This is a genomic window from Actinomycetota bacterium (genome assembly GCA_030776725.1).
Taxonomy (GTDB): domain Bacteria; phylum Actinomycetota; class Nitriliruptoria; order Nitriliruptorales; family JAHWKO01; genus JAHWKW01.
In genome coordinates this window covers 1-10,624 of sequence record JALYHG010000214.1, presented here as the reverse complement: position 1 = coordinate 10,624, position 10,624 = coordinate 1, and the positions used below count along the sequence as shown (strand labels likewise).

At 69.8% G+C, this 10,624-nt stretch carries 13 protein-coding genes; 4 read left to right on the top strand and 9 right to left on the bottom strand.

Annotated features, from left to right (window positions below; translation table 11 throughout):
• A partial coding sequence (locus tag M3N57_10510) for a hypothetical protein (protein ID MDP9023099.1) occupies positions 1-332 on the top strand: 332 nt, incomplete at its 5' end.
• Between the two features lie 336 nt (positions 333-668).
• On the opposite strand, the gene M3N57_10505 is transcribed toward M3N57_10510, so the two are convergent.
• Positions 669-1,025, bottom strand: a complete 357-nt coding sequence (locus tag M3N57_10505) for a hypothetical protein (GenBank protein MDP9023098.1) — start codon at positions 1,023-1,025, stop codon at positions 669-671.
• A 348-nt stretch (positions 1,026-1,373) separates the two neighbouring features.
• Positions 1,374-1,886: an orotate phosphoribosyltransferase gene (gene pyrE, locus M3N57_10500; protein MDP9023097.1), complete on the bottom strand. Its 513-nt coding sequence runs from the start codon at positions 1,884-1,886 to the stop codon at positions 1,374-1,376.
• Between the two features lie 520 nt (positions 1,887-2,406).
• On the opposite strand from pyrE, the gene M3N57_10495 reads away from it, so the two are divergent.
• Positions 2,407-2,820, top strand: coding sequence for a hypothetical protein (locus M3N57_10495; protein MDP9023096.1), 414 nt, complete (start codon positions 2,407-2,409; stop codon positions 2,818-2,820).
• A gap of 51 nt (positions 2,821-2,871) precedes the next feature.
• Here M3N57_10495 and M3N57_10490 read toward each other — a convergent pair whose 3' ends face one another.
• Positions 2,872-3,507, bottom strand: a complete 636-nt coding sequence (locus tag M3N57_10490; protein ID MDP9023095.1) for a GntR family transcriptional regulator — start codon at positions 3,505-3,507, stop codon at positions 2,872-2,874.
• A gap of 632 nt (positions 3,508-4,139) precedes the next feature.
• Here M3N57_10490 and M3N57_10485 point away from each other — a divergent pair.
• Together M3N57_10485 and M3N57_10480 are read left to right on the top strand one after the other, a co-directional pair.
• A complete protein-coding gene (locus M3N57_10485; GenBank protein MDP9023094.1) occupies positions 4,140-4,850 on the top strand; it encodes a hypothetical protein in 711 nt (236 codons plus the stop codon).
• A gap of 71 nt (positions 4,851-4,921) precedes the next feature.
• Complete coding sequence (locus M3N57_10480) at positions 4,922-5,551, top strand: maleylpyruvate isomerase N-terminal domain-containing protein (GenBank protein MDP9023093.1); 630 nt, start codon at positions 4,922-4,924, stop codon at positions 5,549-5,551.
• Between the two features lie 60 nt (positions 5,552-5,611).
• Here the strand turns inward: M3N57_10480 and M3N57_10475 are convergent, their stop codons facing one another.
• From M3N57_10475 to M3N57_10450, 6 genes are all read right to left on the bottom strand, one after another.
• Positions 5,612-6,004: a TfoX/Sxy family protein gene (locus M3N57_10475; GenBank protein ID MDP9023092.1), complete on the bottom strand. Its 393-nt coding sequence runs from the start codon at positions 6,002-6,004 to the stop codon at positions 5,612-5,614.
• The gene (pgl, locus tag M3N57_10470; protein MDP9023091.1) at positions 6,001-6,732 is read right to left on the bottom strand and encodes a 6-phosphogluconolactonase; all 732 of its coding nucleotides are present in this window, start codon (positions 6,730-6,732) and stop codon (positions 6,001-6,003) included. The genes M3N57_10475 and pgl overlap by 4 nt, the downstream gene beginning before the upstream one ends.
• Before the next feature lie 476 nt (positions 6,733-7,208).
• Positions 7,209-8,783 (bottom strand): hypothetical protein, encoded by a 1,575-nt coding sequence (locus tag M3N57_10465; GenBank protein MDP9023090.1) that lies wholly within the window; start codon positions 8,781-8,783, stop codon positions 7,209-7,211.
• Entirely contained in the window at positions 8,707-9,249 is a 543-nt protein-coding gene (locus M3N57_10460; protein MDP9023089.1) for a hypothetical protein, read from the bottom strand. The genes M3N57_10465 and M3N57_10460 overlap by 77 nt, the downstream gene beginning before the upstream one ends.
• A gap of 210 nt (positions 9,250-9,459) precedes the next feature.
• On the bottom strand, positions 9,460-10,065 hold the full coding sequence (locus M3N57_10455) for a DEAD/DEAH box helicase family protein (GenBank protein MDP9023088.1): 606 nt from the start codon (positions 10,063-10,065) through the stop codon (positions 9,460-9,462).
• A 188-nt stretch (positions 10,066-10,253) separates the two neighbouring features.
• A complete protein-coding gene (locus M3N57_10450) occupies positions 10,254-10,457 on the bottom strand; it encodes a cold-shock protein (GenBank protein ID MDP9023087.1) in 204 nt (67 codons plus the stop codon).
• Positions 10,458-10,624 lie beyond the last annotated feature (167 nt).

Sequence of the window (10,624 nt, the reverse complement as noted above, 5' to 3'; positions counted from 1 at the left end):
CCGGCCAGCTCCGGGTGACGACCCAGGCGGACATCGGCGATCTACCGCTGCATCGGCACGAGCTGGTCATCGGCGACCGACCCGGATGGAACGGTCCCGCCGCCCTGGGAGGTGCGAAGATGTACGGAACGCTCCTGGTCGCAGGGGCCCGGCTGCCACACCCGGTCACCGCGTCATCGGCACGCGACGACGGAGTGCGCTGGGTCCGAATGCCGCTGGAGGGTCCCGGCATGCTCGCCACCGCCACGGACTCGCGGGCGCGGCCCCTCGACGGCGTCCTCGACAGCATCATCGCGCATGGTCACCCGCCGACCCCCAGCGACCCTGCCTAGCAGTGCCGCCAGATATGGAGGAAAATCCGCCATGGCCGAGGCGAAGCTCGCGCGACTCGCCTCGACAAAACTCAGCGCCCGTGACCTCTCGTTCAAGCCAACCGCCGAGGCCCACCCGGCTGACCCATCGGTCCGCCGATACACCGTGCACGATCACGGCACAAACGACCGTCCACCGGGCCGTGTTGTTCAACTGTTGCGCCATACAGCCGTGGCGTATCGGGCGATACACGCAGATCTAGAGCTGAACGTCGACCACGTCACCGTGCGCAACGGGACCGACACCGACGCTATGCGCTACTGCGATGTTGGCGAAGCGAGCCCATATCCACGGCTTCAGCGGGCAGCGCCAGAGCGGAAGAGCCGGATACCGCGCCCATTCAGGGCATCAAGCTCGCCTCTGAATCGAACGCGCTCTGCAGCCCACGCTTCCGTAGTTGTATGCCACGCGTTCATGTCCACACGGCGCCATCTCGACACATGCTGAGCGAACTCGGCGGCGCGTAGCCCGGCATCGAGCAGGCGGTCTGTTGCCTCCCGCAGAGCGGGCACTCTCCTGATCTCGACCGCTGTCGATTCAATTTCAGCGAGCAGGGACACGAGTTGCCGAGCGTCGTCAGCGATGGCGCTCGCAGGAGTGAGCGGGTGGTACTTGGCAAGCATGAGGGTCATCAGGTGCTCTTGCTGGGCCATCAACTCCGCCAGTCGCTGGCCCCTCGCGACCACATGATCGGTCCAACGGCGAGGCCGCCGAATGACACTTCTTAGAGCATCCAGCACTCGCATCAGGAGAGCTCTCAGGAGCGCGACGAGAAGCGACGAATGGTCGATGACAAACGCTCGCACGGGTCTCTCGCTCGATCTCGGTTGCTCCGAGGGTCGCACTCTACGGTCCGCCCAGTGTCGAACAGTCGAACTACTGCCGGCCAGGCTCGACGTTATGAGGGGACAGGCGGCCATGGTCCCAGCGCACCTAACCACTGCGATGTCCGCGCGTGGAAGCCGGATGTCGGTGGGGGGATGACCGCGGGTAGTCCTGGGTCACGCCCGAGTCAGTTCTTGGGCCGTGAACAAGGCGCGTAGCTCGATCGCTTCGGCAGCCAAGGCCTCCCGCCCGCCGGATTCCCGGTCGATCACGCAGATCGCGGTCTCGACGACGGCTCCGCGTTGCCGGAGTTGCCGGGTGGATCGGAGGATCTGTCCCCCTGAGGTGATCACGTCCTCGACCACGACGAGGCGCAGCCCGTCCACGGGACCACCCTCGGCCAGGCGCTGTGTCCCGTAGGGCTTGGCTGCCTTGCGGACGAACCGCGCTGGTCGGCCGGTCTGGTTCGACAGCATCGTGGCGATGGGCACGCCACCCAGTTCCAAACCAGCCAGCGCATCGAACGTCTCTGGCAGCAAGGCGAGAAGACCGGACGTGACCTCAGCGAGCAGCTGTGGATCTGCCTCGAGGGCGTACTTGTCGAAGTACGTGTCGCTCATGGCTCCCGAGCGCAGCCGGAACCGGCCCGTCAACTGGACGGCGTCGTTGATACGCGATGCGAGTGTCAGACGTCTCTCCTCGCACGGTGGAGGTTACGCGCGCTGGTGTGAGGCGGGACGGATCCCACCTCCTCACCTCTGCACGGGCGACCCCCGTCACGTCGGCAGGGAGCTACGGTCGGATCGTGGTGGCAGGCCGTCTTTCGTCGTGGATGTTCCCGGAGTTCCAGCCGGTGGGTGTCGACCTCGATTCGGCCGCCAGCGTGCACACCTACGACCGCGACCAGGGCACCGACCCTGAGGCGGACGATCAGCTGTTGGACCGTCTCCGGGTGACCGCCGGCACGGTCCTGGTGGATGTGGGCACCGGCACCGGGTCCCTTCCGGTGCAGGCCGCCCGGCGGGGCGCCACTGCCCACGCGGTGGATGTTTCGTCGACGATGCTGACCTTCGCGCGGCAACGGGCGGAGTCGGCCGGGGTGAAGGTGGCGGTCCACCACGCCGGGCTGCTCAGCTATGAGTACCCGGCGCCCGTGGACGTCATCACGTCCGGTCGGCGTTGCATCAGCTTCCTGACACCTGGAAACAGGTGGCGCTGGTCAGGGTTGCTGATGCGCTACGGCCCGGCGGGGCCTTCTACCGGTGGGATGCCATCTGGTCGTTTGCGGCGCACGACACGCTCACCCAACTGCTGGCCTGGATCGAGCGGATGGCGCAACCCCCCGGCGAGGGGTTCACCCGCGCCGACTTCGAAACCCACGTCCGTGAGGAGTTCTCCACGTTCTCGTGGATCATCGAAGGCATGATCCAGCGTGCCGGGTTGACGGTGGAAGCAGCTCGTACCCGTCACCGTGGAAGGGGGAGATCATCGCACGCAAGCCCCGGGAACAACCGGACACCTGACGGGATTCCTTGCCTCGGAGGCCCGGTCGGTGTCGAAGCCGACCCGAAACGGCACAACAAGATCAAGACCCCGACTGCACGTCACGCTCGTCGCATATGACCGCTCGCAGATCGGATCCGCCTTCCCCGCTCGGCTGCGCATCGGTGACTGTCAGGCGTTGTTGTCGAGTGCGTGCAGGAGCGCGTCGCGGGCACCTCGCAGGTGGGCGGCGATGACGGTTGCGAGGCGGTCGGGGTCACGGTCGGCGATGGCGCGCATCATCGTGAGGTGCTCACGGGATGCTCGGTCGATGCCGCGGAGCCGGTGGACGTAGCGGGGGGAGTAGGGCTCGACCATTCCCATGACCTGCCCGACGATGCGGATGGTGTGGGGCCGGGGGACGGGGGCGTACATGGAGGCGTGGAAGCGCTGGTTGAGCTGCGACCAGCGGTCGGGCGGCGGGTCGTCGAGCATCCGTTCGGCCAGCTGGTGCAGCTGGCGGATGTCGGCGGGGGGCAGGCTGTCGATGATCTCGCCGGCGAGCGCAGGTTCGAGACGCAGCCGCAGGTCGTAGAGGTCGATGATGTCGCGTCGGGTGTGTTCGACCACCCGTGCCCCCCGGCCGGCCTCCAGGACCACCAACCCTTCACCGGCCAGGCTGCACAATGCTTCACGGACCGGGATGCGACTCACTCCCAGGTCGTCGGCCAGCTCGACCTGGTTGAGGGAGGTGCCGGGGGCGAGCGTCCCGTGACGGATACGGTCGCGCAGTTGGTCGGCGATCGCTTGCGGGTCGGTGGCGGCCACGGTCGGGCTCCTCCTACTGGCAGACCTCGCTGCGTCGTCACCCTTGCGCCGTGAGTATAGCCTGTATACAGTTGCGCGCGTAGGGGGAGGGTGGCGCTGGGCGAGGGCATGCGGGTGGCGGTGGTGGGGGCCACGGGTCTGGTCGGACGGGAGCTGCTGCGGCTGCTGCAGGTGCGTCGGTTCCCGGTGGCTGGCGATCCGGTGCTGGTGGCCTCCCCCGCTTCGGAAGGCAGGCGCCTGCCCTGGAAGGGGCGTCAGGTAACGGTACGGGCGCTGTCGGCCGAGGTACTCGACGAGGTGGATGTCGCGCTGTTCTCGGCTGGTGCGGCGCGGTCACGCGCCTTCGCGCCGGTCGCGGTGGAGGCCGGCGCGGTGGTGGTCGACAACTCCTCAGCGTGGCACAGCGATCCCGACGTGCCGCTGGTGGTCGCCGAGGTCAACGCGCAGGCGGTCATACGGCGTGCGAAGGGGATCGTGGCCAACCCCAACTGCACCACGATGGTGCTGATGGTCGCTGCCGGTCCGTTGCACGCGGCGTTCGGGCTGGTCGAGATGACGGTCGCGACCTACCAGTCGGTCGGCGGTGAGGGACGCGCGGCGATCGTGAACTGGTCGGCCAGGCCCGCAAGCTGGTGGCCGACGCCGACCGGCTGCGCCGCGACGGCGCCCAGGTCGAGTCGCAGGTCGTCGGTGAGCACTTCTCCCGCGCGGTGGCGTTCAACGTGCTGGCCCACTGCGGCGAGTTTCAAGACGACCGCTACACGGTCGAGGAGCACAAGCTTATCGCCGAGTCCCGCAAGATCCTCGGCCTGCCCGACCTGGCGGTCTCACCCACCAACGTGCGCGTCCCGGTCGTGGTCGGCCACTGCCTGGCCGCGAAACTGACCTTCCAGCAGCCGGTCTCCCGCGACGCGGCCCTCGCGACCCTCGATGCGGCTCCGGGGCTGGTGGTGGTCGACGGCACCGGCCGCGACGGCCAACAACTCGCCTACCCGACCCCGCTGTCGGCTGCGGGACGCGACGAGGTGCTCGTGGGCCGCGTCCGCCAGGACTTGTGGTGCATGGCCTTGCGAATTCGGCCGCTGGCGGGTGATCGCGCCACGAACTCGCGGCTTTCGGGCGTTGCGGGTCTCACCGCGTCGAGTATCCAGGGCTTGCTTCGCAACGAAGAAGTCGTCGGTTCGAATCCGATCACCTCCACGCCCAGAACCGCCTCCTACGGTGCGTTCTCGCATTCTCTGACTGCTCGCACAGGACCGAGGTACCCCGACGAGGTCGTCTTCGAGCTCGACGTCGAGATCGGCGAGGACGAGTCGGAGATCGAGATCGAGCTGCAGTGGTGACGCCAGCGTCCGTGGACGGGACCGTGCCACCTGCCGATCAGCCACCGCCAGAGCGACCGTGCCCCGTCGCGATGTCGGAGTCGCTCGCGGCGATCCGCGCCGAAGGGCAGGGGCTCGACCAGGTCCTCGCCGGACTGCCCGACGGGTGGCCGGACCTGCCCACGCGGTTGGGGGCGTGGACGCTGCGGGAGCTCGTCGCCCATCTCCTGCGAGGGCCGAGCCGCGTGACCACCTACCTCGCGCAGGACCCACCGGAGCGAGCGGAGATCGACTGGCTCGACTACTGGCGGCGAGCCAACACGTCTGACCCGAGCGAGGTCGCCGCCCGTGCATCGACCGACGCAGCGAGCACGTCCCCGGAGGACCTCGTCCGACGCTTCGGCCCCGCCTGGAGGGACGCGGTCGCGGCGGCCGAGCGCTCGGGCGCCGACCGCGTGACCACCACACCACTCGGCGCCGCGCGTCTCGATCACTACCTGACCTCACGGGTGGTCGAGCTCACCGTGCACGGCCTCGATGTCCGCGCTGCGCTGGGACTGCCGCCCGAGGCCACGCCCCGCGGCCTCGATGTCACCACGCGGGTCCTCACCGGCCTGCTCGGCCGCGCCCGTCCCGCCGACCTGGCCGACGACGTCTCGTTCGTGCTGGCGGCCACCGGCCGCGTCCCGCACGGGAACCCTGCGCTGCCCGTGCTGAGGTGACCAGCCGACCGCCGCGGCGATGATCTCCTCGATGCACAACCTGCCCGATGGCGTCCGGCGTCACTTCGGAGGCAGGCACCGGGTGTGGTCGAGGCCGCGGCCGATCCAGGTTCGGAGATCGGTGTCCGCCGCGACGCCGCTGTTGCCGACGAACACCATGCCCGTCATGGGGCGGCCCGTGAAGTCCATCTCGCGGGCGTGCGGCTCCGCGAGCGCGTCGTCGTACGCCTCCTTCCCCACGCGGACGAGCAGGTCGTCGCCGAGCACGCCGACGGTCATGTGGCCGGCGACCATGAACGCGAGGCCGCCGAACATCTTGCGTTCGTCCCAGTCCCCTCGGACTTCGCCGAGCACGACGCGTACCCGGTCAGCGAGGTCCTCGTCGTACGCCACGTCGACCTCCATCGGGGATGCGGCAGCCGCGAGCATGATGGTGGGCAGGAGTCCGGTCAAGCTCCTGTTCTGTCTTCGTCAGGGCGATCGCGGTTGGAAGCGACCTGCTCGGCGGCTACGTCGTCTAGGACCAGCAGTGCGTCCTCGTGTGCGACCCGGCTGGCGGGGATCTCCGGGTCCCGGCGGACCAGCCGACGGACAGCGTCGGCCTTGTCGGCGCCCACGACCAGCCACAGTTGCTGCCGGGCGCGCACGAGGACCGGCACGGTGAGAGTCATCCGACGGTGGCCGCGGTAGACGCTGGTGGTCGCGACGGGCCTGTCGCTGATCTGCACGACAGGGTCGTCGGGGACCAGCGACGCCGTGTGCCCATCCGCACCGAGGCCGAGGTGGACCAGGTCGAGGACAGGCGGATCGCCGCAGACGCGCGCCAACTCGGCCGCGTAGCGGTTCGCCGCGACCGCCGGATCCGGATCCGTGACCGGCATCGGGTGCACGTTGGTGGAAGGCACTCGAGCTGGATCCAGCAGGTACCTCTGGAGCACATCGAGATTGCGGTCGCGGTGCCCGCCGGGGACGATGCGCTCGTCGACCTGGAAGACGTGGATCCGCTCCCACGGCAGATCCTGGTCGGCGAGAGCGGCGAGCATCGCGGTCGGGGTCGAACCGCCGCTGAACGCTACCGCGCAGACGGCACGCTCTCCGAGGCTGCGGGTCGCAGCATCTGCGACGTGACTGGCCGCCTGCTCCTCGCGGGCCACATCCGAACCGAGGATCTCGAGTCTCACGACGGCACGTTCGACGCGCTGTTCCAGACGTCCATCACAGTGTTGGGGCTCGACAAGGTTCACCTACCCGGTGGTTGAACCGTCCCACGCTTTCCTCCTGGCCGGGGGAGTCGATCCCGGTCGGCTCGGCGTGGCCGCACCTCAGCCGGCGGGTCACCGTCGGCGCCCCTCGCCCCGCGTGGGAGACCGTCCTGGGGCCCGCGCGCCGCCGGCGACCTGGGCGAGGGGGGCGATCGGTCGGAATGTCCAGGCTGCCCCCGGTGCCACGATGAGTTCGGCCAACTTCAGCAGCGGCGTGTCGTAGTTGACCCGCTAACCGGCGAAGGCCCGCCAGGCGGTGTCGCGGTCGGCGACCAGCGGCACCCCGGCGGCCGCCAACCGGCGGCCCAGAAGAGCAGCCCGAAGGCCGCGAACAGCAGCGTCAACCACACCAGCGCCAGCGCGACCTCCGTCAGATCCAGGTCGGTTAGCGCCACTCATGGACGCCCAGCTCGTCGCCGTCGGACGTTCGGCGGCCCGAGCCTCCAGCAGCACCTGCCAGCCCTCGTCGCTGCGGGTGTAGACGAGCTCGCCCCCGACGACGTGCTCGGCCAGGCGGACGCCAACGCCTCCGCGCGCTCCCGGTTCACGCCAAGCACGTCGGGCACCGGGTGGTAGCTGGTGCGCGTCCCTCGCCCTCGCTCGACGATCCGACGCAGCGGCACCCACAGCCAGCGCAGGCCGACGTCGAGTAGGCGGCCGTCGTCTCGGACGATGAGGTAGCGCGGATCCTCGATCGGTCCGAGGAGCTGGCCGAGCGCCTCGACGAAGGTCTCGGCGTCCGCGGCGGGGGCGTGCTGGAGAACGACCTGGGTCGTGCCGTCGGGTTGGTCGGCCACGCGGACGTGCTCAGCGATCAGCACGGGACTGACGAGGCCGGCGTCCCGGAGCCCGACGAGCAACGCCCGCCCGACGTCGCCGGCGATGTCCTCCGAGGGTTGGTCGGTGAGGAGCCGGCGAATGATCCGCCAGCCCGGGCGCGCGTTCAGCGCGAGCGTGCTGAGGAACCCGACGAGCAGCACCCACCCGGCGGCCGACGTCATCTCCCTGATCGTCGTCCCTGCCGCTGCCAGGTCCAGGGAGATCCGCGCGAGGACCCACGCCGTCAGCAGCGCTCCTCCGAGCATCGACGCCCGGAAGGCACGCACCAGCGACCGCAAGGTGTCCGAGATGGTGTGGGCGGTGCGGATGCGGAGGTCCCGGGCGCGGCGGCGCGCCACCCAACGGTCGGCGTTCTCGTAGGGCTCGCCGACACCCCACAGCCTGTAGCTGTCCTGCCGGTCACCGATCGCGGCGGCACAGCGGTGGTTGACCCGCGAGTAGCCGACCCGCTTCCAGGGCCGGACGAGGAGTTGCCAGGCGAGGTCGGGCTCGACGTGGGCGATACCCTTCACGATCTCGCCGCGCACCCGCGGTACGACCCCCAACTCGTCCGCACCCGCCCCGCTCGTGAGGGCGTCGGCACCGGCGAGCGCCTGGTGGAGCAGCTCGCGTGGGCGCGACACGGGGACGACCCCGCAGAAGTGGCGGTGACGCGACGCGAACCGTCTGAGGTCGCGGTCGCCGCGGTCGAAGTCCGGGGCGACGCAGACGAGGTCCCAGTTGTGCGCCACCTTCCGGGGCCACGACGGGTCGATGCGGAGGCTCCGGCCACGCAGCTGCTGAACCGACTGCGCGGTCGTCACGCTCGTGAGGTCCACGAGGGTGTTCAGGCGCAGCGCATCCCAGCCCTCGCCGAGCAACCCGCGGGTGCCGACCAGGCAGCGGGTGGTGCCGGCCTCGAACGCGTCGGTGACCAGCTGCACGTACACCCGCGACGACCAGTCGGGGCCGTCGCCGCTGAGCTGGGCGATGCGCTCACCGTCGAGCCGGGCCGCACGGCACGTCGCTCGCGCGCCCATGTCTTCGAGCCTCGCGGTGAAGTCCGCGGTCAGCTCATCCGCGATGTCCGCATCCACCCACAGGGTGCGTCCGGTGACGAGCACCGGGTCGAGGTCGCAGGACGAGATCACCGGGCGAGCGGGCGTGGCGCAGACCGCGCTCGGTGAGCACGAAGCCGAACGGCTGGAGGGCTCGGCGCAACCTCGCCAGCCGCTCGTGGTCGGCGCGATCGGGGCTGACCTTCAGCTCGTGCAGTCCGTAGCGGGCCACCACCTCGGCCTGATCCCGGGGCGTGGGCGGCGCTTCCGCATCGACCGGTACGAGGAGCGCCTCGCTGACGCTGGCGCCGAGGTCATGGAGCACCCGCATCGCGGCGATCGCCCAGAGTGGATCCTCGCGGGGCAGCGTCGACCACCGCTCCGGGTCGCGCGATCCCACCGTCTCGTGCAGCCAGGTCGTGAAGCGCTCGTCACCGGTGAGGTCGGCGAGCGCCTCCTCGAACGCGCCCTGGACGTTGCGGAGGTACGCCGATTCGCGTTCGGTCGGCTCGACGAACCGCACGAGGTCCCGGTAGGGGGCCAGCTCCCCCTCCTTCACCACCGCCGGGGTCGGCACCTCCAGGTCGACGTCGCCGAGGAGCTCGGTGTAGTTCTCGTGCTCCTCCGGGGTCTCGGGGATCGGGCAACGTCGCCGTCAGCCCCACGATGCGAGGCTCCACCAGCCGCTCGACGAGGGTACGAACGACGACCGCCCAGTGGTCGAGCAGGTGGTGGCACTCGTCGAGGACGACCGTGCCCACCCTGTGGGTCACGAGACGGTCGAGCAGGGCGCGGCGTTGTCGTGCAGGAACCGCTCGATGTCCGCCTGCCCCGTGCGGAGCAGGTCCCGCTTCACCCGCCGGTGACGGCGGGCCAGCTCCCGTCGGAACGCGGCGGGGTTGTTCGCCCGTATCTTGTCCAGGCGCTTCGACGTCGCATCGACGTCGCCGGCCTGGGAGGAAGCGACGAGCTCCTCACGCCACCGCTCGCACGCGAGCTCGTCGAGCGGTTGGTCCGGGCGTGTCGAGGTGGACACCGACTGGTAGGTCAGGACGGTGATCGGGGTGAGCCGGTGCGGATCGGTGCTCACAACGGCGCGGGGATCACCGCCCTCCGGGAGGAAGAGCCCGACCTGCTCCCGCCACTGCTCCTGGATGGCCGTCGTCGGTGCCAGCACGACCGCGGGCCGCCCGAACCGGCGGACCATCTCCACACCCAGGATCGTCTTGCCCGACCCCGGCGGAGCGACGACGTGGTAGCGCCCGTCGTCCTCGGCCGTGTCGACGACCGACTCCAACCAGCTCAGCGCGAGCCGCTGGTAACGACGGAACGGGAACCGGAACTCCAGGGCCGACAGGCCGTCCTCCTGCGACACATCCTCGCTTCCACGTCGCCCGACGGGGACGGATGGTAGGTGGCGGTCACGCCGAGCCGGATAGTCACGTCGCCGGGAGCGCTCCGGGCCGTGTCAGCCCAGCTGGGCGCGGACGAGACGAGCCCCGCTCGGAAGCGGGGCTCATGGGTTCGTCAGGCGGCGCGTCTGGTGCGCCGCGTTCGGTCGGCTCAGACCGGGGTGACCTGGCTGGCCTGGGGGCCCTTCTGGCCCTGCGTCACCTGGTACGAGACCTTCTGACCCTCTTCGAGGGTCTTGAAGCCGTGCCCCTGGATCTCAGAGAAGTGGACGAACAGGTCCTCGCCACCGGACTCTGGGGTGATGAAGCCGTAGCCCTTGTCGGCGTTGAACCACTTGACAGTTCCGTTATCCATGTCGTGATGCTTTCGTGTCCGCACGTCGGCACGGGTAGCTCTCTCAGGATGAAACGAGCGTGATGCCCCGACCGGGTGCACGCCGACGGTACTGCCTGCGGCCGAGCCGGGCCGTGACCGTGCGGCAGGCGCTCGCCGATCTCCGTTCTGCCTTTCGCCCATGGTGG

What these genes read in the sequence shown, in the direction of transcription:
- M3N57_10505 (MDP9023098.1), bottom strand. Translation starts at nt 1,025, where the DNA reads ATGGCCCAGCAAGAGCACCTGATGACCCTCATGCTTGCCAAGTACCAC.
- M3N57_10480 (MDP9023093.1), top strand. Translation starts at nt 4,922, where the DNA reads ATGTCGGAGTCGCTCGCGGCGATCCGCGCCGAAGGGCAGGGGCTCGAC.
- M3N57_10450 (MDP9023087.1), bottom strand. Translation starts at nt 10,457, where the DNA reads ATGGATAACGGAACTGTCAAGTGGTTCAACGCCGACAAGGGCTACGGC.